This is a genomic window from Rhodomicrobium vannielii ATCC 17100, from assembly GCF_000166055.1.
In the GTDB taxonomy this organism is placed as follows: Bacteria; Pseudomonadota; Alphaproteobacteria; order Rhizobiales; family Rhodomicrobiaceae; genus Rhodomicrobium; species Rhodomicrobium vannielii.
The window spans coordinates 3,577,330-3,598,406 of the sequence record NC_014664.1; the positions used below are offsets into that span (position 1 = coordinate 3,577,330).

Sequence of the window (21,077 nt, forward strand, 5' to 3'; positions counted from 1 at the left end):
TTTCACTCAGCGGCGGAAGCCTGCTGCGCTCCCTTCAACTCATCATCGAGAGCCAGATTGAGCAGCAACACATTAACGCGCCGCTCTCCGAGGAAGCCAAGCGTTCTTTCTTCCGTGGCGGCTGCGACAAACTCCCGAACGCGAGCGGGCGAAAGATTGCGAGCCGTGGCCACACGCGCCACTTGCGCGGCGGCATTCGCGGGCGAGATGTGCGGGTCGAGGCCACTCGCCGATGTGGTGGCCGCATCCGCTGGAACCGGCCCCGCGCTGCCGTTGGCTTGCCGGTAGTCCGCCACGCCTGCCTGAACGCGGTCGATGAGCGATTTCGACGTTGGCCCCGCATTGGAGCCGGCGGAATTCGCGGCATTATAAGGAGCGGGCACCGTTCTCGACGGGTCGGCCGGGTCTGGCGCGACCGTAGCCGACGGGCGCCCCTGGAAATAACGCTCCGAGGTGAAGGTCTGGCCGATCAGCGCCGATCCGACGACATGGCCGTCGCGTATGATGAGGCTGCCGTTCGCGCGATCGAGGAACGCGGTTTGAGAGAGCCAGGTCACGGCGAGAGGATAGGCGATCCCGGTCAGCGCGGCCATGAGAAGGATCATGACAAGGGCGGGGCGGAATGTTGCAAGCATGGCGAGCCTCTAGACCAGTCCGATGGATGTGATGGCGATGTCGATAAGTTTGATGCCGACGAACGGCGCGACGATCCCGCCGAGGCCATAAATCAGCAGATTGCGCTGAAGGAGTTGCGCGGCTGGCCGGGGACGGTAGCGCACGCCGCGAAGCGCCAGCGGGATCAGCGCGACGATAATCAGCGCGTTGAAGATGATCGCCGAAAGGATCGCGCTTTGCGGCGTCGCAAGGCCGAGCACATTCAGCGCCTCCAGCTGCGGATAGAAGGCGATGAACATCGCGGGGATGATCGCGAAGTATTTCGCCACGTCGTTCGCGATGGAGAACGTGGTGAGTGCGCCTCGCGTCATGAGCAGTTGCTTGCCGATGCCCACGATCTCTATGAGCTTTGTGGGGTCGCTGTCGAGGTCGACCATGTTGCCCGCCTCGCGCGCGGCGACCGTGCCCGTGTTCATCGCGACGCCGACATCGGCTTGCGCAAGCGCGGGCGCGTCGTTCGTGCCGTCGCCGCACATGGCGACGAGCTTGCCATCGGCCTGCTCCTTGCGGATAAGGCGGAGCTTCGCCTCGGGTGTCGCTTCGGCAAGGAAGTCATCGACGCCCGCTTCAGCCGCGATGGCTGCCGCCGTCAACGCATTGTCGCCGGTTATCATGACGGTGCGGATGCCCATCTGCCGCAACTCGGCGAAGCGCTCCCGGATGCCGCCCTTCACGATGTCCTTGAGATGGACGACGCCGAGAACCCGGCCCGCCTGTGAGACGGCAAGCGGCGTTCCTCCAGTTCGGGCAATCCCTTCGACGATCTGCCGCAGATCGGGTGCGGCCGCCATGTTCGGATTGACCGTGACCTGTCGAACATGCGCCAGAACGGCATCGACAGCGCCCTTGCGGATCGACTCGCCATCGACATCGACGCCGCTGATGCGGGTGTGCGCGCTGAAAGGGATGAACTGCACGGAATGTCCGGCAAGGTCGCGCCCTCGCAGGCCGTATTTCTCCTTCGCAAGGACGACGATAGAACGCCCCTCCGGGGTCTCGTCCGATAGCGAGGAAAGCTGCGCCGCATCCGCGAGTCCGAGTTCGCTCACGCCCTCAAGCGGGATAAACGCGGTTGCCTGCCGGTCGCCGAGCGTGATCGTGCCCGTCTTGTCGAGCAGCAGCGTGTCAACGTCGCCCGCCGCCTCGACCGCGCGGCCCGACATGGCGAGCACGTTGAAGCGCACGAGCCGATCCATGCCAGCGATGCCGATTGCCGACAAAAGCGCGCCGATGGTGGTCGGGATCAGCGTCACGAACAGCGCGACGAGCACGAGCACCGAGATTTGCCCGCCCGCATAGGCTGCGAAGCTCGGAATGCTCGCCACGGCCAGCACGAAGATGAGCGACATGCCCGCGAGGAGGATATTCAGCGCGATCTCGTTGGGCGTCTTCTGACGCTGTGCCCCTTCGACGAGCGAAATCATGCGGTCGAGGAAGGTGGAACCTTGCGCGGCGGTGATGCGTACGACGAGCCAGTCGGAAATGACCTGCGTGCCGCCAGTCACCGCCGAGCGGTCGCCGCCCGACTCGCGGATAACCGGCGCGGATTCGCCCGTGATCGCGGCTTCGTTCACCGAAGCGATGCCCTCAATCACCTCGCCATCGGACGGGATGATGTCGCCCGCCTCGACGAGAACGATATCGCCGGGCTTGAGTGACAGCGCGGGCACGCTCTCGATATCGCTATCGCGGGCCGCGCTTTTCAGCTGTTTTGCAATGACATCGGCACGGGTTGCGCGGAGGCTCGCGGCCTGCGCCTTGCCGCGCCCCTCGGCCACAGCCTCGGCGAAGTTCGCGAACAGCACGGTGAACCAGAGCCAGGGGATGATTTGAAGCGGAAAGCCGAGGTCATCCGTCCCCGCAACCGCATCGCGGATAAACAACACGGTGACGAGCGCCGCGAGCACCTCGACGAGAAACATGACCGGGTTACGGATCATGTGCTGTGGCGCGAGCTTCCTGAAGGCGCCTGCAAGCGCGGGAGCGAGGATGCCGGGATGAAGCGCGGACGACCGCGCGGTAAGGGTCGACGTTTTCATGGGTGCCTCAGAAAGTTTGTCCGGCGATCATGGCGAGATGTTCGACGATGGGACCGAGTGCCAACGCGGGCAGGAAGGTCAGCCCGCCGACGAGGACAACGACGCCGATGAGGAGGCCCGCGAACAGCGGTCCGTTCGTCGGGAATGTCCCGCTCGACGGCGGCACGATCTTTTTCGCGGCGAGCGAGCCCGCGATGGCGAGCATCGGGATGATCACGAAGAAACGCCCGACCAGCATGGCGATGGCGAGCGTGGTGTTATAGAAAACCGTGTTGCCCGACAGCCCTGCGAAGGCCGAGCCGTTGTTGCCGGCGGCTGAGGTGTAGGCGTAAAGCACTTCCGAAAAGCCGTGCGGACCAGCCGAAGAGATGCTCGAAAGGCCGTTCGGAACGACAACAGCGAGCGCCGTGAAGCCCAGCATCATCAGCGGCAGGCAAAGGAGCGCCAGCATGGTGAGCTTCACCTCGCGCGCCTCGATCTTCTTGCCGAGATATTCCGGCGTGCGCCCGACCATCAGCCCGGCGACGAACACCGAGAGGATGGCGAACAGCAGCATGCCGTAGAGCCCCGCGCCGACACCGCCTATGACGACTTCGCCAAGCTCCATGTTGACGAGCGGCACGAGGCCGCCGAGCGGGGTCAGCGAGGCGTGCATGGCGTTAACCGCGCCGCAGGATGCCGCCGTTGTGATCGTGGCGAAGAGGGCCGACGCCGCGATGCCGAAGCGCGTCTCCTTGCCTTCGATGTTGCCGGGCGCGCCATCCAGACCGAGCGCGGTTAACAGAGGATTGCCGTTTGCCTCGGCCCAATAGGCGAGCGAGACGCCCACCAGGAACAGCGCGCCCATCGCGCCGAAAATCGCCCAGCCCTGCCGCTGATCGCCCGCCAAACGCCCGAAGACGTTCGTAAGTCCCGCGCTGAGCGCGAAGATCGCGATCATCTGGATCATGTTCGAAAGCGGCGTGGGGTTCTCGTAAGGATGCGCGGCGTTCGCGTTGAAAAAGCCGCCGCCATTGGTGCCGAGCATCTTGATCGCCACCTGGCTCGCGACGGGGCCTTGCGCGATCACCTGCTTGCCGCCTTCGAGCGTCGTCGTCTCTACATATGGATTCAGATTTTGCGGCATGCCCTGCCACACAAGCGTCAGCGCGATCACGAGCGAAAGCGGCAACAGGATGTAGAGCGTGCAGCGCGTGAGGTCGGCCCAGAAATTGCCGATGCCCGCCGCCGAGCGCCGCGTAAAGCCGCGAATGAGCGCGACCGCAAGCGCGATCCCGGTGGCGGCGGAGACGAAGTTTTGCACCGTCAGCCCCGCCATCTGCGCGAAATAGCCGAGCGTGCTTTCGCCACCGTAATTCTGCCAGTTGGTGTTGGTGACGAAGCTTGCAGCGGTGTTGAGCGCGAGGTCGGGCGGCATGCCCCCCATGCCTTGCGGGTTGAGCGGGAGCAGATCCTGAAGCCTCAGGATTGCGTAAAGCAGCAGGAAGCCCGCAAAGTTGAAAGCGAGCATCGAGAGCGCATAAGCGCTCCAGCGCTGCTCGGCCTTCGGATCGACACCGGCCAGCGCGTAGAATATGCGCTCGACCGGCGACAAGATGAACGAAAGAAAAGTGCGCTCGCCCGCAAACACATGGGTCATGTAAGCCCCGAGCGGTTTTGCGGACGCCACAACGATCGCGCAGAACACAAGGATCTGCGCCCAGCCAGCGAGAGTCATGACTGCCTCAGAATTTTTCGGGTTTTATGAGCGCGTAGACGAGATAGACGAGCAGGAAGACCGACACGGCTCCTGCAAGCGCATAGTCGAACAGCATGGCCGCCTCACAATCGCTCGCAGCCAGCAACGTAAAGCCCGGCTGCCGCGAAGAACGCGACGCCGATGCAGAGCATGAGAACTTCGAACATGGGACTCCTCACCCGATGCGTTATTCACCCGGCGAAGGATAGGTCAGGGTGGCATATAGGTTCGACGGAGGAGAAAGCGCGAAAAAATAGGGTTCTCATATACAAACAGCGCAAGGGCGTTCGCACTTTGCCGTTTCAGCTTAGTAATCCAAGACCTGCCATCTGGGACAGATCGCAAGCGGCGATATTTGGGGTCCGTTGTTGGTCCATCTCGACGGAAGCCTTCCTTCCGGTTACAGACCGCTTCCGCCGTTCACGATGATGGAACCGACGAGGATGACCCCGAGCGGACGTGGACATCGGGCAATTTCCGCATTGCGCCAACACCCACCAATGGAAGAGATTAACAGGCCGGATGAGAGCAGCGATATCAGGAATGCTCTGAACGGGACATTCGGATGTCGCTTGTCTCGTTCAATTTACGCTTGCCGAGGGGGCCAGTCGCTCTGCTGGCTGGCGTCAGCCAACCCGCACGGTGAATTCGTTGCCGCGGCCTTCGTCGATGTCGAGCGAGCGGGAGAAATAACCATTGGCGGGAGTGCGGACGTAATCGAGATAGTCCTCGGCAAAGGCGTTTTCCCCGAGGATCACAGCGCCGGGCGTTAACCGCGGCTCGATCAGTTTGAGCACCGGCAGGTACAGCGAAAACGCGCCATCGATCGAAAGAACATCAACCTCGCCGCCGACGTCCTTGAGCGTGTCAAGCGCATCGCCCTCGATGAATATATCGAGGCTCGGTTGTCTGGTTCTCTTGATGTGAACGAAGTCGCTCGAAGCATCGGTCTCTCATCAGGCTTTTTCAATCGCGCTTTCAGGGCCGCCATCGGCAAGACGCCACATGACTACATCGTGGATTGTCGAATCGCGGCGGCGCGCTGCTCGATCGTCGGCACTGACACGCATTTGGCCGATATTGCAGTTGCATGCGGGTTCTCGTCGCAAGCGCACATGACCACAATCTTCCGAAAACGCCTTGGCATCACACCGGCACTTTTGCGCAAGCATCGGAGCCACATCGGTGTGCTCGCCGTAATCCAGAACGCGTCCCGTTGCGATGCGAGGACCGATCCATAGCATGGGCGTCGACCACGCCCCCTCGGAGAGCGGCGCGTGCCAGCCCTGATCGGCCTGCCCGTGGTCGGAGATGACAAGAAGCACCGTGCCCTCCCACTTTCCGATGGCCCTCAGCGCCGCAACGAACCGCGCAAGTTGGCGGTCGGCTTCAAGTGCCGCGATGCGATAAGGCGAGCCGTCGGCCCAGATGTTTTGACGCCACGGCACATCCTTGGTCTCATCGCCGCTGCCGACGCGCCCCGCCTCGCCGGTATTTTGAAGATGGATACGCATGAAGCGCACATCCGTTCGCCGAAGGAGATCGACCGCCCAGTCGACCACATCCTTGTCAGGGCCACGCTGCATATAGGTATGATGAAAGCCGCGGTTGAGCGAGGCGTAGGCGGTGCTGTTCTTGGCATGTGCCGTGATCCCCGCCGGCGCGCCGCGCGTCGGTCGGCGCGGCAGCCACGCTTCCTGTATAAATTGAGTGTCGGGCGTGATGAACAGCGTCCCCGCAAGCTGAACCACGTTCGGATAGGACGTGGAGTGGAGGTTGCCCCACGGGCCGGTTGTCGGATGCCACGGCGGCGCAACGAAGGCCTTCTTGATCCAGGTTCCCTCGCTGACAAGGGCGAGGAAGGTCGGCATGCCGATCTTTCGGGCGCGGTGGCGGCGAGACCGTCAACGCCGAAGAGGATCACGCGCTCGACCGGACGCTCGGCTGCTTCGGTCGCGCAGGCTGTCGCCAGAGCGAGCGCAAGCCACGACAATGCGACACGCTTCAGCAAGGACATTGTGATTTTTCTCACGGCTTCTCGCTCCGTATCGAAGGCGCGGTGGACTCAAGAACGGCATCGAGAAACTTGCGCCGTTCAGCGCTCGGCAGGAGGTGAACGTAATGCGACGCGCCCGGAAGTTCGACCAGCCTGGCTGAAGCGGCGTTCGTCAGATGCGAGAGCAGGGTTTGCGCATCTGTCGGCCGCGCCCAGAAGTCGTTCTGCGATCTCAGGATCAGCACGTGGGAGCGGATGAACGAGGCGTCGAAGAGCTGGCGACCGTTCACCATCTTTAGCGTGTCGTCGACCGGTCCGGTGGGAAAACGAAAGCTCGGAGGCGTGCGAAGCGAAGCCTTAGTGTCGCCCTTCATGGCCAGGGCGACATAACGGTCGAGAAAGGCGGGGTCGACACCCTCGTTCCGCCAGCGCCCGACGAGATCATCCGCCGTTGCCAGTCGCCAGGCACCGTGTCGGCTGTAGTCGAGGTCCGCAGGCCGTTTCGGATCGGCGAAGTCCGCTTGCAGCCTCCAACCTCCCGCCGGGCCGCCATAGGCTGCGTTGTAGTAAATGAGCCGATCAATGCTCGTGGGATGCAGCGAGGCGTAATGGCCAAGCCATTGCGAGCCAGTGGCCCAGCCCATGGCGGCGAGGCGCCCATCGCCGGGATTGCGCCGCCGGATCTCGCGTATGACGGCGTCGATGTCGCGGACGGCCTCATCGGACCGCACCGCGACCGGCGCTTCGAACCGCCCGCGTTCCATCTCCGATGGGAAATCGGAAAGGCCGAAGCCTCGCACATCCATCAGGTAGAGCCGGTGTCCAGCCTTCGCCAATTCTTCGGCCGTAGAGGGGAGCGACGCATCGACGTCCCAACTTGCGAGAGCGCCTGGACGCCCGCCATTGACGAGCAGCATCGGCCCGCGATCAGGGCGGCCTTCCGTGTCACGAAGTTCACGAACGAAAAGCCGCATGCCCTCCTCGTTCACGACCGTAAAATCCTCGCGGAGGATCTCGGCGCGCGCCGTCTGGGCAGTCATTTGCATCCCCATGCCGATTATCGCCAGCACGCCGATCAAAGCGGCTCTCGCGCTGCGCCCCATAATTTCTTCCTCGACCCATTTCCAGGCACGACATAGCCGGATGAGTTCGATATGGTAAGGCGTGAAAAAGCTATCCTTTGATACCTCTGATATATCGACCGTCGAGCTTCGCCAGTTCAGGCAATTCGTCGCTGTCGCCGAGGAACTGCATTTCCGACGCGCCGCGGCGCGGCTCGGCATGGCTCAGCCGCCGCTCTCACAAGCGATCCGCAAGCTCGAACGCGATATCGGCGTGGACCTTTTCGACCGCAGCGCCCGGCAAGTGCGCCTGACCGACGCTGGCGCCGCGTTCCTCGAAGAGGCTCGCCGCGCCATAGGCCAAGCTGATCGCGCAGTGAGGGCCGCGCAACGTGCCGCGCGCGGCGCATTAGCCGCTTCCATTTGGTCCGTTTGTCGGCCCAACCCAGACTAAGTCTCTGATGCAAAGTTGAATGCCGCTCAACCCTTGATTGCGGACGAGGCCAATTCCGACGGGAAATGTCTCTTGTCGACCCATCACGCCCGGCGAGGTGACGCGCAGTGCAGCGTGAGCGCGGCCATCTGCGCCATCCCCGCGGCACTCAAGGTTCTCGACGAGGATTTTCCCGATGCCGATGAAGGGCTGCTGGCGCTCAGGGACGCCGATCTTTGAGAGCGCCACGCTACCTGCTGGATACCAATATCGTTTCCGATCTTGGTCGAAACCCGCAAGGCACGGTCGCGTTGGAAGCGAAGGCATCGCGCTAAGCGTCATAACACGGAACTTCGGCTTGGCTGCGCAAAGAAAGGATCATCGCGCTGGCGGAGCTTGAGGCCGAGTGTGTGCCGATCGGGCCGAAGGACATGCTCATCGCGGCTCACACGCTCTCAGTGGGCGTCCCCGCTGGTTGCCGCCAACGATTGCGAGTTTCGTCGCGTGAAAGGGCTTCTGGTCGAGAATTGGCCCTTACGATCTGGGGCATGACAGATCACCACAGCAGAAACGGTGCGATTGTTACCCCGAGTGTTACCCTGATGTTGAGATTATCCGCACTGTATGGGCTAAGCCCTTGATCGCGTTGGTGGGCGCACAAGGATTCGAACCTTGGACCCGCTGATTAAGAGTCAGCTGCTCTACCAACTGAGCTATGCGCCCGCTCCGTCGCGGTTCGTGTTCTATAATGCGTTGGAAGCCGGATGTCTACGCCTGCTTTTCGTCATTTTCGCATTTCCTTCACACGTGCTCCGGCTTGGTGATGGGCGCTGGCGGCGGTGTGCCCGGCCCCGGCAACGCCGCGACCGCGCGGCGCGGATCGCTGCTCTGGTAAAGCACTTCGGGCGCGAGCGCACCAAGCGAAACGTAAATCTTGAGAAGGTCGTCCACCTTCATGTCAGGCACGGGCGTGATGGCGCTATCGGACATGAAAACGAGGCCGCCTGACATGGGAATCGGTGCGGCGGGCAGGTAGACGAGCCTGCGACGCTCCCCGGCGATGGTGAAAAGTTGCTGGCTGGCAAGCAGCGCGAGAATGTCGACGCCCTGCGCTCCGTCGCCGAAAAACCGGCACGACACCACGCTCATGCTCGACAGGTCCCCCGGCGCGCCGGTCCTGTCGGTTGCGAGCCGCACCACGCGTGAAACCGGGCTGTAGATCGAACGGATAAGCGGCACCCGCGAAAACAGGCTGTCCAGATAATTCTGGATGATGCTTTTCGCGCGCGTTTTCACGATCAAGCCGAGAAGCCAGATGCCGATGAGCGCTATGCCGATGCCAAGCCAGAACGCGAGCGTGTCCTGGCTGCCGCCGATCAGATAATTGCCGCCGCGCGTGAAGAGATCGCCGAGCACGGTGCCGGGACCGATGGCGCCGCGCACGAAATTGATGATCCACGCGACAATGAAGACCGTGAGGACAATCGGGAGTAGAAACAGCAGGCCCGCGAGAAACGAACCGATCACGCTGGTTCTCCAGACTTGGGAGATCCAGTTCAGCATGCGCGACACTCCTTCGTCCAACGGGCTGTTCATGCGGTATCATTGGTTTCGGTGCGGCCTCAGTATACCGCGAACACATAAACCATGCGTACCGTTTGTTGGTCGCAAAATATAGAGGTGCGTTGCAATGCGCTGAAAGGCGCGGGGGGATGCGGGTTCGTTTGTTTGCAGCGCAGCACGGGAACGCGCCGAACAAGTTCGGCGGCGCCCTCTCGTGCGCGTCTGTGAAAAAGCTGCGCGGCGTTCCTTTGCCCCGCCTCCGCGCGTGCGGCCTTAGTTCTTCCGGATCTCCGCGATGCGGCCGAGTATCGCCGCGTGGCTCAAAATACCGTTCTTGAGGCATTTCAGCTCGAATTTCTCGTTCGGGCTGTGAATGCGGTCATCCGATAGACCGAAGCCGACGAGGATCGAGTCGAGGCCGAGCCCCTTTTGCAGGAGCCCCACCACCGGGATCGACCCGCCGCCGCCGACCATCGCCGCCGGCTTGCCGAACACATCCTGAAGACCGGCGCGCGCTGCCTGCATATACGGCCCGTCGGCTGGCACGAGGATGCCTTCCGACGCGCCGAACTGCCGGATGGTCCATTTCGAGTCGGGCGGAGTGCGCGCGTCGAGGAATGCCTTCAGCCCGTCGAGGATTTTCTGCGGGTTCTGGTTCGGCACGGTGCGGAAGCTGACCTTCACGGAGGCTCGGGCGGCGATCACCGTCTTCGAGCCTTCACCGGTATAGCCGCCCCAGATGCCGTTGATGTCGGCGGTCGGGCGTGCCCAGATGCGTTCGAGCGTGGTGAAGCCCGCCTCGCCCGTCGACTGCGTGAGGCCGATTTCGCCGAGGAAGCCCTTCTCATCGAACGGCAGAGCGGCCCACTCGCGGCGCTCTGCCTCGGACAAGTCCGCCACGCCGTCGTAAAAGCCCGGAAGTTGCACGCGGCCGTTGGCGTCATGGAGCTGGCCGAGCACTTCAGTCAGCGCGTTGATCGGGTTCACCACCGCGCCGCCATACAGACCGGAATGCAAATCGTGCGATGGGCCGTCGAGCGTGATCTCGACATAGACGTTCCCGCGCAGCCGGTAGGTGATGGCGGGCGTATCGATATCCCAGGCGTTCGTGTCGCTTATGAGCACGGCGTCGGCGCGGCGGAGCATCTCTGCGTGCGCGGCGAGGAAGCCCGGAAGCGAGACGCTGCCGCTTTCCTCCTCGCCTTCAAGCAGCACGGTGACTTCGGCGGGCAGCGCGCCATGCACCGTCTTCCATGCGCGGAGAGCCTCAAGGATGGTCACCACCTGCCCCTTGTCGTCCACCGCGCCCCGCGCGACCACGCGCTTGCCGTGCGGGCCGTCGACAATGGCGGGCTCGAACGGCGGCGATGTCCACTCTTCCAGCGGTTCGACCGGCTGAACGTCGTAATGGCCGTAATAGAGGAGATGCGGCGCGGCGGCGCTTGCGCCCGCGTGGTGCGCGACGAGGATCGGATGGCCGGGCGTGTCGTGCAGCGTCGCCTCGAACCCGAGCGCGCGAAACTCGGCGGCGAGCCACTCGCCCGCGCGGCGCACGTCCTTCGCGTAGCCCGGATCGGTCGAGATCGAGGGGATGCGCAGAAAATCGAGATAGCGCCCGACGGCGTTGTCGAAATCGGCTTCGACTCGCGCGAGCACGGGTTGAACGTCGAATGTCGTTGGCACTTTCGCCTCTCTTTCCCGGTTCGTTGCGGCGATTGTCGCGGCCGCCGCGTTCTCGGCGACCGAAACACCGGCTCGCGAGCTTGCAGACATCTGGGGCGACGTTTCAGCGCCGATCCCAAGGGAGAGCCAAGCCGCCAGCGCGGCTGTCAGCATCGCCGCCGCCAGCCTCATCCGCCGCGTCGCCGGAGCCAACAGACCGCGCCGAAACATCTCGCCGCTTACCTAAAACCATGAACCTTTGCTTGAGCTTATAGCAGAGAGGCGCGCCCAAAAAGCAAAATGGCCGCCCGAAGGCGGCCATCTCAGCAGGTATTCAGAGGATACTTTGCGCAGCGGGCAAGAGGCGCCGTCACCCGCCTAAGTCGACGGCTGAGGTTCCATGCCGCCAAGATCGTCCTTGCGCGGCGCGCGTCCGCCCGTGGTCGGCACTGCCGAGCGACGCTTCGGCTGGTCTTCCTTCATGGTGAACTCGCGAACCGGCGGCTTGCCATTGAGCAGGTCGCGGACTTCCTGGCCCGAAAGCGTCTCGTATTCCAGCAGACCCTTGGCAAGCGTGTGCAAATCTTCGAGGTGCTCGGTCAGGATGTTCCGCGCGTGTTGCTCGCCTTCGTCGATCAGGCGGCGGATCTCGGAGTCGATGAGCTGCGCCGTCTCTTGCGACATGTTCTGCGAGCGCGCCACCGAATGCCCGAGGAACACTTCTTCCTGATTGTCGCGGTATCGGATGCGGCCCAGCTTATCGCTCATGCCGTATTCCGTCACCATCGCGCGCGCCATGTTGGTGGCCTGCTTGATGTCGTTGGTCGCGCCCGTCGTCACATTCTCGGGGCCGAAGACCAGATCTTCCGCGATACGGCCGCCGAAGACCATCGCAAGATAGGCCTCCATCTCGTGCTTCTTCATGCTGTAACGGTCGCGTTCCGGCAGGTTGAACGTCACGCCGAGCGCACGACCGCGCGGAATGATTGTCACCTTATGAAGCGGATCGTTGCCCGCGGCGAAGATCGAAACGAGCGCATGGCCTGCTTCGTGATACGCGGTGAGGCGCTTTTCCTCTTCCGTCATGGCCATCGAGCGGCGCTCGGCACCCATCATCACGCGATCCTTTGCATCCTCGAACTCGTGCTGGGTGACGACCCGCTTTGAGCGGCGCGCCGCGAGCAGCGCGGCTTCGTTGACGAGGTTGGCGAGGTCCGCGCCCGAAAAGCCCGGTGTGCCGCGCGCGATAACCTTGAGATCGACGTCGGGAGCCAGCGGCACCTTGCGCACGTGAACCTTCAAAACCTTCTCGCGTCCAACGATATCGGGCGCAGCAACCACCACCTGGCGGTCAAAACGGCCCGGACGCAGCAGCGCGGGATCGAGCACGTCCGGTCGGTTCGTGGCGGCGACGAGAATGATGCCCTCGTTCGCCTCGAAGCCGTCCATCTCGACGAGAAGCTGGTTCAATGTCTGCTCGCGCTCGTCATTGCCACCGCCAAGGCCCGCGCCGCGATGGCGACCGACCGCGTCGATTTCGTCGATGAAGATGATGCAGGGCGCGTTTTTCTTCGCCTGCTCGAACATGTCGCGCACTCGGCTAGCGCCAACGCCGACGAACATTTCAACGAAGTCCGATCCCGAAATTGTGAAGAACGGCACATTCGCCTCGCCAGCGATGGCTCGCGCAAGCAGCGTTTTGCCGGTGCCGGGAGGGCCGACGAGCAGCGCGCCGCGCGGGATGCGACCGCCGAGCCGCTGGAACTTCTGCGGATCGCGCAGGAACTCCACGATTTCCTCAAGCTCTTCCTTGGCTTCGTCCACGCCCGCCACGTCATCGAACGTAACGCGGCCCTGCTTCTCGGTTAGAAGCTTCGCCTTGGACTTGCCGAAGCCAAGCGCGCGGCCTCCGCCCGATTGCATCTGCCGCATGAAAAAGACCCACACCGCAATCAGAAGCAGCATCGGGAACCAGTTCAAAAGCACCCCGAGAAGTGACGGCACGTCTTCGGTTGCCGGCTTCACGTTGATGGCGACGCCCTTCGAGTAGAGACGATCGACGAGTTGGGGATCGTTCGGAGCAATAGTGACGAAGGTCTGACCGCTGTTCAGCGTACCGGCAATCTGATTGCCGGCCAGCGTCACGGCCCGCACGTTCTTGTTCTCGACGTCGTTCAGGAACTGGGAATAGTTCATCTCATTCGCGCGAGTGCTGCGCGGATTGTTCTGAACAAGGTTGAAAAGCGCCACGAGAAGCAGCGCGATGATGACCCAGATTGCCAGATTGCGGAAGTTCGAGTTCATGGAGGCGTTGGTTTCCTCTGGTGCCGTCTGCGCGGCGTGAAGGCGCGACTTGACGACCGGCCTCAGTCTTCAAGCCACAGAGCGAGGCGGTGCGCGCCAAGCCTTTCAAAGATAGGGTATGGGTGTGTCTTTGCCAAGCGCACTTGAGGTCGTGTTTGGCAAGCGGGTTAAAAACCGTGCAAGAGGGGGGGCAAGCTTTGCTGTGACGGACGGAACGGCGGACGCGTAACCTTCGCCCGAGATCACGGGAGCGGCCAGAAGTTTGTCTACGCGCCAGAGCGCGGGCGTGGCGAGCGCGGCGAGCCGGTTGGCCTCGGCGGACAGACCGAGTTGCTTGCGTTCCTTGCGCCACGCCGTCCAGCCGGGCTCTCCGAGCGGCCGGACTTGCCCCTCACAGGCGGCAGCGGTCGGTGCCGAGACCAGAAATCGGCGATCCCATAGAACCGCGACGCGGGGTTCCAGAAATAGAGGTTCAGGCTTCATGCGGCCCGGCTCGCGGTAGAAGGAGAGGCGGCCCGCCGCCGCGATCATGAGCGAACCGCCCAGCGTCGCCTCGCTGTTCCTTGACCTCAAATTTTCGAGAAGTCGCTCAAGGCGCATCATGCGCGGTGGTTCGGCCCTTCCGCCGACGAGCGGCAGCACGCGGGCCAGCACCCGGAGCGCGATTTCGTCGGGCAGCGCGTCGAAAGCTTCGCGGTCGATCTCGCCATGCGCGAGCGGCGACACCCGGAAAAACCCGTCGAGGAAACGCTCGGCCGCTTCGTCTAGCGCGGCGCGGCTACGTCCGAGGCGAGCGGCACTGAGCGCGAGCGCGGCTTTCGAGACGCCGGCATTCGCCAGCGCCTTCATGGCGAGGCGAAGGCGTACGCGCTCGAAAGCGGTATTCTCGTTGCTTGGGTCGCGGACAAACGGCACGTGGCGCGCGCGCAGATAGGCGGTAAGCCGCGTCTTCGAAAACCCAAGGAGCGGGCGGACAAGTCGCACGCCATCCCGCCCCGATACCGGTGCGATGGCGGACAACCCGTCGACGCCACTGCCGCGCGAAAGTCGCATGATGAGCGTCTCCGCCTGATCGTCGCGGGTGTGCGCCGTGAGAAGGCTCGCGCCGTTAACCCGCGCCTGCGCCGTGAGCAAGGCGTATCGGGCGCGTCGCGCCGCTGCCTGAAGACCGGCGGAAGGCTTCTCGCCGCTCCACACGAGCGTGACGTGCTCGAAGCCGAGAGCGCGCGCGTGCGCCTTGACGAAGGTCGCTTCCTCCGCGCTTTCGGGACGCAAGCCATGATCGACGGTCGCGACCGTGATGGTGGCGGCCTGCCGACTCGCGAGCGTCGCCCAGCGCCGCGCGAGATGCATCAGCGCCATGCTGTCAGGGCCGCCGGATACCGCAAGCACGAGGGCGGGGGATGCCTCCACCGAGGCGAAGGCTTTCCTGATTTCGCTATCGTTTATAACAGTCGGCACTGTCCTACCGTCGTTTTGTGGTCGCCGTTCCGCCCCTCTTGCGTCATCGAAGTGGATCGGCGTCGCCACACTTCGGCAATAAGCGATTTGATCCCCCATCAAGCCACAGCCGCCTGGAATGCGCGGCACGGCAGGGCGCCCGGCTAATCAGGAGAAAGCAAACCTGATCAGATCGGAACGCGCTCTAATTGGCAATATCTATGCTTATAAAAAAATCGGAGGCGGCTTCAAAGGGGGGAAAGTCTGGCCCACCGGGCAGAGATCGCCGCCTTCACGCAGCGACGGATGTCCCTCAAGCCGCCACTTCCGTCGGGTGGCGCTAACTGCATTCCGCCCGCTTTTTCTCGACCTCCGCGCGCTGAAGCACGGCTTTGGGTCCCTGAGGATAGCGCCGCTGCAATTCCGCGAAGGAGTCACAGGCGGCGGCTTTCTCGCCCAGCCTGCGAAGCGAGATGGCCAGCTTCAGAAGCGCTTCCGGTGCTCGCTCGGTGTTGGGATAGGCGGTGAACGTCTTCAGAAAACGGTCGGCCGCCGTGCGATATTCGCCGCTGACGAATGCGGTTTCGCCGAGCCAATAATAGGCGGGCCCGGCAACCGGATCGCTCGGATATTGGTCGACCACCTGCTGGAAATAGGTCTCGGCGGCCGAATATTCGCGCCGGTTGAGCGCGCCCGTGCCCTGCTCGAACAGCGCGCGCGCGCCGCCCGAAGCGGGAAGCGCGGCGGGCGTTGCGTCTGTGCCGATGCGCGGCGCGACCGGGGAGGCCGCTTGTCCGGCGCTGGCGGTCTGGCGGCGCGGGAAGGCGTCGGCCGGTTGCGAAGGTTGCGCCGCGCCGTATCGATCGGGCGTGGGTGCCGGTTCGCCGAGAGGCTTCAACGGCTCCTTCGCCTCGAAGCCAGCCGCTGGCGTGAAGGTATTATTATAAGCTGCGTCGGTTCGGGGCTGCGTCGGGTCAGCGCCCGGCGAAGCGGACGCGAGGCGCGCTTCGAGACGCTGGATGCGCTGTGTCAGATCCGCGATCTGCGCTGAAAGGCGGCTGAGATCGGCCGAATTCGCGCCACCGCCCGCGCCGCCACCACTTTTCGCGAGCGATTCGACGGCCGTGACGACGCTCTGCAAGTTATTGATCTGTTCTTCGAGGCGATCGACGCGCTGTGCCGTGTTATCGCGCGCCTGAGCCTGGGCGTCTGCGAGCGGCGCGGCTAAGGCAAGAGAGAGAACGGATGCAGCAATAATGCGTCTCATGGTGGCGCTCTCGCTGGTTCGCTTGGCGGCGGTTGCATCCTTCTGGGACGGTGCGGCCGTGCTGTCAACCGCTTTGACTTAAGCAATTTTTAACGATTTGTTTCACACGCGAGAAGCAAGTCGACGCGGCGCGCTCCCTTTGTCCAGAAGCGCGACGTGCCGCCTCGTTAATATGATGCCACCGAGCCGCCCCCTTCGAGCACCGTCACCGTGCGGCGGTTCTGGGACCAGCAGGAGATGTCGTCACAAACGGCGACCGGTCGTTCCTTGCCATAGGAGATGGTGCGGATGCGCTGCGGACTGATGCCCTGCGCGATGAGGAAGTTCTTCGTCGTCTCGGCACGCTTGGCGCCGAGCGCAATGTTATATTCGCGAGTGCCGCGCTCGTCCGCGTGGCCTTCGATGGTGATGGGGAAGTTCGTGTATTGCCTGAGCCAGACAGCCTGAGCGTTCAGGATCTGCTGGCCGTCCGGCGAGAGTTCAGCACTGTCTGTGAGGTAGCGGACCGTGTCACCGATCTTGCCATTGAACTCCTGCTTGCTGCCCGGCGGATAGTTTCCGCCACCAGCGCCAAGGCCGAGGCCCGCACCGGGTGCGTTCTTGTCGCAGCCGGAGAGAGAGACCGCGGCGGCGATCATGAAAAGGACGGCGAACAGGGAACCGAGACGCGGTCGCATTCAGATTTTTCTCCAATCGAGCACAACTTGAGCGCGAGTTTGCCCGGGAAATCGTAACGGAATGCTTACCAAACAAACTGTTTCTCGGGCCGTTTTGTGACCTGCAACAAAATTCGGCACAAAAAAGAGAAAAAAGCGAAATGTGCCGTGATCGCGGAGCCCGCTCACGGCGTCTGGCATGCCGAACGTCCTGTCTTGGAGCGTTTCGAGTGAGCGAAACCGCTTCAGGGAGAAAACGCGCCGAATCACTCGGCTCTGGCTAGCGGTATTTAGCGGCCGGGCTTCTCGACGGTCACGTCGCCCGCGCCAAACTTCAGCGGCGGCTCGTCGATCTGCTTTTCGCAAGCACTGAGAACAGCGGCGGCCGCGACGAGCGTCGTTACGACCATGATCCCCTTCAAGCCCTTCATTTGTCACTCCTCGATAGCGGCCCCAAAGCCGTTACATAAGCATTACCTTTCGTCGCCATTTGCGATCAAGGAGCAGCCAGGCGAGCGCCTTTGATTGCGTCGTGTCTGGTGCGAAAAAGGCACGTGTACTGCTGAGCCGGAGCGCAACCCGGATGCTACCTGTGGAAAAATTGTGCTCCAAGCGGATGCGGCCGGAAACCGGGCCTCATTTCAAAAGCGGAGACCAAGCCGGGTCGGAGCCGAAAGAGGGCGTCGGCATCTGGCGCTCGTTGTAGCCGGTCAGGTCGATGCTGAAGAGCTTCGCGCCGCCATTCGCGCCGCCGCTTTCGCGGAAGAACAAGATCACGCGGCCGTTCGGCGACCAGGTCGGCCCCTCATTGTGGTAACCCTCGGTCAGGACGCGCTCTCCCGACCCATCGGGGCGTATGACACCGATTGCGAAACCGCCCGGCACCTGCTTCGTAAAAGCGATGAGGTCGCCACGCGGGGACCAGACCGGCGTCGAATATCGTCCGTCGCCGAAGGTGATCCGCCTTTGGCCGGAGCCATCCGCGTTCATCACATAGAGTTGCTGCTTTCCCTCCCGATCGGACTCGAAGACGATCTGGCGGCCGTCCGGCGAATAGCACGGCGCGGTGTCGATGGCGTTCGTCTGCGTGAGCCGCATCATGCGCCGGGAACGCACGTCCAACTCAAAGATGTTGGAACTGCCGCCCTCCTGAAGGCTCATCACCACGCGGTCGCCCTGCGGCGAGAAGCGCGGCGCGAACGACATGTTCGGGAAATCGCCCAGCACCTCCTCCTGCCCGGTCATGATGTTGCGCAGCATGACGCGTGGCTCGCCGTTGCGATAGGCGGTGTAGGTAATCTCCTGCGAGAGCGGATGGAAACGCGGCGTCAGCACAAGTTCGCGCCCTTGCGTCAGTAGGCGGAGATTCGCCCCGTCCTGATCCATGATGGCGAGGCGCTTCACGCGCTGATTTTTCGGGCCAGATTCATCCACGAACACGACGCGGCTGTCGAAATAGCCGCGCTCGCCCGTGAGGCGTTCGTAAACCGCGTCGGCGATGATATGCGCGAGGCGGCGCGATGCGTTACGCGGAATGAAGAACTGCTCGCCCGCAATGTGGCGGCCCGTCACCACATCCCAGAGCCGATATTCGCCCCTGAGTCGCCCGTCGCCCGCATCGGTGACGCGGCCGACGACCAGCGCCTGAATGTTGAGAACCTTCCAGTCCTGAAAGCGCGGGGGCGTATCGACATTCGCGCCGCGCTCAATGAACGCGGAGTTCGGAACCGGGCGGAAAAGGCCGGAACGCTGGAGGTCGGCGGTCACGACCTGCGCCGTTTCAGCGGCGACCGGATCGCCCGTGAAGTCGGCCACGGCGATCGGGATCGCACGCACCTGCCCGCGCCGGATTTCAACCTCCACCTGTGCGGAGGCGAGCGAGGGCGCGAAAATGGCAGCCGCGAAGAAGGCTGCGAGAAACGTCGTCAATCTGCGGGAAATCATATCAGCCGCCATACATGTCGCGGGGATTGAAACGAAGAACCATGTCGCGGCAGCGGTCATACTGCGCGGGAGGGATGGAGTACGGCGCGCCGCGCATCGCCGCGCGAATGGCGGCGTCGGCCATGGCCTGCCCGGTCGGCGATGTCGGCGCGTCCATCACCATGGGCGGGCGGATCAACGTGCCGTCGCGGTTCAGCTCGATGTGAAGACGCACGAGGCCCATCTCCCCCAGCGCGGCGCCGAGCGGCAGATCCCAGTTCTGTTCGATGCGGCTTTGCACGAGGTCAGCGCAACTGCCCGCATTCATCGCGCCATGCGCCTGCGGCACACCCATGGCCTGATCCTGAAGCGAACTTGCGGGGCGCCACGGCCTTCCCGGTTCATAATTGCCCGAGGGTGCGCCCGCGTTCGGATCGCGGTTGAGAACGGCCGTCTGCCGGTCGGAATATGTCTTCGCGGGCTGCGTATCCATGGTCGAGCGCGACGTCTGCGAACGCGTCTCCGCCGGCTGATCCTTCTTGATGAGCGACGCGATGTGGCTTGGATCGAAATTGCGCTCCGGCTGCTTCTCGGCGGCGGGCTTGGGGCGATCCTCGCTCTTCGCCGCGACCTCGGCCTTTGGCTTCGGCGGCGGCTCCTTCTTCACGACCGGCTTCGGCTTTTCGACCGGCTTTTCGGGCGCGGGAGCGGGCTGCGCCTTCGCCTGTTCGACGGGCTTCGGCTGAGGCGCGGGCGTCGGCTCGGCCTTCGGAGGCGGCGGCGCGAGCGCTTCCTTCTCCGTCACCTTCGGCGACGGCTTCTGCTCGACTTCCTTTTTCGCGGTTGCGGGTGCTTCGGGCGCTTTCAGTTCTGCGAGCGGCGCGGACGTTTGCGCTTTCGCGTCGACCTTGCCCTGCTGCCGTTCGCTGAAATCTTTCGGCGACATGATCTCAACCGAAATCGGCGGTGGCGGCGGCACATCTTTCTCCCCGCTGCTGGCGAAGTTGAAGATCACCAGCCCGAAGACCAAAAGGTGGAAGATGACGGAGCCGATCAGGCCGTACCGCACGATATCCTCTCGTCAGCGTTTGTCGTCGAGTTCAGTAACCAGCGACAGCTTCTTGTAACCCGCCGCCGCGATTCGTCCCATGACGCGCATCAACTCGCCGTAGTTCGTCGTCTTGTCGCCGCGCACATAGATCGCTTCGTCCATGCCCTTGCGCGCTTCCGTGATGGCCTGAAGCTTGGCCTGCAAACCCTCGAACGGAATTTCCGTCTCCTGAATGAAGATGCGGCCCTGCGGATCTACGGTGAGCGTCAGCGGCTCCGAGTCGCTCTGAAGCGCCGCGCCCTCGCTTTTCGGCAGGTCCACCGGCACGCCGGCCGTCAGGAGCGGCGCGGCCACCATGAAGATAATCAGGAGCACGAGCATCACGTCGACGAACGGCGTCACGTTGATCTCGGCCATGGGCTTATGCTTCCGCCCCCTGCGCCGCCTCGCGCCGGACGGACCGCTCGCTCCCGCCTGCAATGACATACCCATGTACAGCCCCTCGTCGTCCCGCCCTTACGTTTTCAGATCAAGCTGGCGCGAGACTATCGCGGAAAATTCGTCGGCGAAGCCTTCGAGCCGCTGCGCGAGCCGCGAGGCCGATTGCTGGAAGGCGTTGTAGAAAATCACGGCCGGAATGGCGGCGAGAAGCCCGAGCGCGGTAGCAAACAAAGCTTCCGCGATGCCCGGCGCGACCACCGCGAGATTGGTGTTCTTGCTCGCGGCAATGCCCTGAAACGCCGTCATGATGCCCCATACCGTGCCGAACAGGCCGATGAAGGGCGCCACCGCACCGACGGTCGCAAGGAACAGAAGCCGCGCTTCGAGCCGCTCCATCTCGCGCGTGATCGTCACTTCCATGACGCGCTCGATCCGCATCTGTACGCCCGGCAGCGGCTTCGCCGTGCCGTCGATGGAGCGTCGCCATTCGCGCATTGCCGCCTGAAACAGCGCCGCCATGGCGCTTGTGGGCTTCTGTGGCATGGCGAGATAAAGCTCGTCGAGCGACTGGCCGGACCAGAATACGCGCTCGAATTCTTCGGTCTGTTTTTTCGCGCGTCGGAAGGCGATGGTCTTTTCGATCACGATCGACCAGCACCAGACCGACGCGAGAATGAGCCCGATCATGACGAATTTCACGACGGGGTGAGCCTGAAGGAACAGGCCGAGGAATGAGAAATCGCTTGCTGGCGTCATATCCGCTGAAATTCTATGGCCGCGTTCAAGGCTGACGTGGAGGCTTCAATCTCACGCTGCAACCTTGCTTGT

At 63.2% G+C, this 21,077-nt stretch carries 18 protein-coding genes, 1 tRNA gene and 3 pseudogenes; 3 read left to right on the forward strand and 19 right to left on the reverse strand.

Annotation, left to right across the window (positions count from 1 at the left end; genetic code table 11):
* Positions 1-2: 2 nt before the first annotated feature.
* From kdpC to RVAN_RS16480, 5 genes and pseudogenes are all read right to left on the reverse strand, one after another.
* Positions 3-635, reverse strand: a complete 633-nt coding sequence (gene kdpC, locus RVAN_RS16465) for a potassium-transporting ATPase subunit KdpC (protein ID WP_013420834.1) — start codon at positions 633-635, stop codon at positions 3-5.
* A 9-nt stretch (positions 636-644) separates the two neighbouring features.
* Complete coding sequence (kdpB, locus tag RVAN_RS16470; protein ID WP_013420835.1) at positions 645-2,714, reverse strand: potassium-transporting ATPase subunit KdpB; 2,070 nt, start codon at positions 2,712-2,714, stop codon at positions 645-647.
* A gap of 7 nt (positions 2,715-2,721) precedes the next feature.
* Positions 2,722-4,431 carry a potassium-transporting ATPase subunit KdpA gene (gene kdpA, locus RVAN_RS16475; RefSeq protein ID WP_013420836.1) on the reverse strand — a complete coding sequence of 570 codons (1,710 nt, stop codon included), beginning with the start codon at positions 4,429-4,431 and terminating at the stop codon, positions 2,722-2,724.
* Positions 4,432-4,438: 7 nt separating this feature from the next.
* Complete coding sequence (gene kdpF / locus RVAN_RS19810; protein WP_081449509.1) at positions 4,439-4,528, reverse strand: K(+)-transporting ATPase subunit F; 90 nt, start codon at positions 4,526-4,528, stop codon at positions 4,439-4,441.
* A 550-nt stretch (positions 4,529-5,078) separates the two neighbouring features.
* Positions 5,079-5,336: pseudogene (locus tag RVAN_RS16480) on the reverse strand (methyltransferase); the annotation flags it as partial.
* A gap of 39 nt (positions 5,337-5,375) precedes the next feature.
* Here RVAN_RS16480 and RVAN_RS21210 point away from each other — a divergent pair.
* Complete coding sequence (locus RVAN_RS21210) at positions 5,376-5,693, forward strand: helix-turn-helix transcriptional regulator (protein ID WP_425337408.1); 318 nt, start codon at positions 5,376-5,378, stop codon at positions 5,691-5,693.
* Here RVAN_RS21210 and RVAN_RS20620 read toward each other — a convergent pair.
* Both RVAN_RS20620 and RVAN_RS16490 read right to left on the reverse strand, forming a co-directional pair.
* Positions 5,631-6,323 (reverse strand): annotated as a pseudogene (locus RVAN_RS20620) (sulfatase-like hydrolase/transferase); the annotation flags it as partial. The gene RVAN_RS21210 and the pseudogene RVAN_RS20620 sit on opposite strands and share 63 nt — an antisense overlap.
* 157 nt (positions 6,324-6,480) lie before the next feature.
* Positions 6,481-7,488, reverse strand: coding sequence for an alpha/beta hydrolase (locus RVAN_RS16490; protein WP_210160442.1), 1,008 nt, complete (start codon positions 7,486-7,488; stop codon positions 6,481-6,483).
* Between the two features lie 154 nt (positions 7,489-7,642).
* Between RVAN_RS16490 and RVAN_RS19820 the strand changes: the two are divergent.
* Together RVAN_RS19820 and RVAN_RS16495 are read left to right on the forward strand one after the other, a co-directional pair.
* Positions 7,643-7,915: pseudogene (locus RVAN_RS19820) on the forward strand (LysR family transcriptional regulator); the annotation flags it as partial.
* A gap of 120 nt (positions 7,916-8,035) precedes the next feature.
* Positions 8,036-8,182 carry a hypothetical protein gene (locus tag RVAN_RS16495; protein WP_155942498.1) on the forward strand — a complete coding sequence of 49 codons (147 nt, stop codon included), beginning with the start codon at positions 8,036-8,038 and terminating at the stop codon, positions 8,180-8,182.
* Between the two features lie 407 nt (positions 8,183-8,589).
* On the opposite strand, the gene RVAN_RS16500 is transcribed toward RVAN_RS16495, so the two are convergent.
* The 12 genes from RVAN_RS16500 to tolQ form a co-directional block, all read right to left on the reverse strand.
* Positions 8,590-8,665: transfer RNA gene (locus tag RVAN_RS16500), tRNA-Lys, on the reverse strand.
* 78 nt (positions 8,666-8,743) lie between these two features.
* Positions 8,744-9,505, reverse strand: a complete 762-nt coding sequence (locus RVAN_RS16505) for a DUF502 domain-containing protein (RefSeq protein WP_013420839.1) — start codon at positions 9,503-9,505, stop codon at positions 8,744-8,746.
* A 273-nt stretch (positions 9,506-9,778) separates the two neighbouring features.
* Positions 9,779-11,359: a dipeptidase gene (locus tag RVAN_RS16510; RefSeq protein ID WP_245258003.1), complete on the reverse strand. Its 1,581-nt coding sequence runs from the start codon at positions 11,357-11,359 to the stop codon at positions 9,779-9,781.
* 186 nt (positions 11,360-11,545) lie between these two features.
* Positions 11,546-13,471, reverse strand: coding sequence for an ATP-dependent zinc metalloprotease FtsH (gene ftsH, locus RVAN_RS16515; protein ID WP_013420841.1), 1,926 nt, complete (start codon positions 13,469-13,471; stop codon positions 11,546-11,548).
* Between the two features lie 105 nt (positions 13,472-13,576).
* The gene (gene tilS / locus RVAN_RS16520; RefSeq protein WP_245258004.1) at positions 13,577-14,932 is read right to left on the reverse strand and encodes a tRNA lysidine(34) synthetase TilS; all 1,356 of its coding nucleotides are present in this window, start codon (positions 14,930-14,932) and stop codon (positions 13,577-13,579) included.
* 319 nt (positions 14,933-15,251) lie between these two features.
* Positions 15,252-16,178 carry a tol-pal system protein YbgF gene (gene ybgF, locus RVAN_RS19310; RefSeq protein ID WP_013420843.1) on the reverse strand — a complete coding sequence of 309 codons (927 nt, stop codon included), beginning with the start codon at positions 16,176-16,178 and terminating at the stop codon, positions 15,252-15,254.
* Between the two features lie 167 nt (positions 16,179-16,345).
* A complete protein-coding gene (gene pal, locus RVAN_RS16530; RefSeq protein ID WP_013420844.1) occupies positions 16,346-16,855 on the reverse strand; it encodes a peptidoglycan-associated lipoprotein Pal in 510 nt (169 codons plus the stop codon).
* A gap of 269 nt (positions 16,856-17,124) precedes the next feature.
* Positions 17,125-17,265 carry a hypothetical protein gene (locus RVAN_RS20370; protein ID WP_013420845.1) on the reverse strand — a complete coding sequence of 47 codons (141 nt, stop codon included), beginning with the start codon at positions 17,263-17,265 and terminating at the stop codon, positions 17,125-17,127.
* 205 nt (positions 17,266-17,470) lie between these two features.
* Positions 17,471-18,778 carry a Tol-Pal system beta propeller repeat protein TolB gene (tolB, locus tag RVAN_RS16535; RefSeq protein ID WP_013420846.1) on the reverse strand — a complete coding sequence of 436 codons (1,308 nt, stop codon included), beginning with the start codon at positions 18,776-18,778 and terminating at the stop codon, positions 17,471-17,473.
* Between the two features lies 1 nt (position 18,779).
* Positions 18,780-19,826: a cell envelope integrity protein TolA gene (locus tag RVAN_RS16540; RefSeq protein ID WP_013420847.1), complete on the reverse strand. Its 1,047-nt coding sequence runs from the start codon at positions 19,824-19,826 to the stop codon at positions 18,780-18,782.
* A gap of 12 nt (positions 19,827-19,838) precedes the next feature.
* A complete protein-coding gene (tolR, locus tag RVAN_RS16545) occupies positions 19,839-20,300 on the reverse strand; it encodes a protein TolR (RefSeq protein ID WP_013420848.1) in 462 nt (153 codons plus the stop codon).
* Positions 20,301-20,324: 24 nt separating this feature from the next.
* On the reverse strand, positions 20,325-21,005 hold the full coding sequence (gene tolQ / locus RVAN_RS16550; protein WP_013420849.1) for a protein TolQ: 681 nt from the start codon (positions 21,003-21,005) through the stop codon (positions 20,325-20,327).
* Positions 21,006-21,077: the final 72 nt, after the last annotated feature.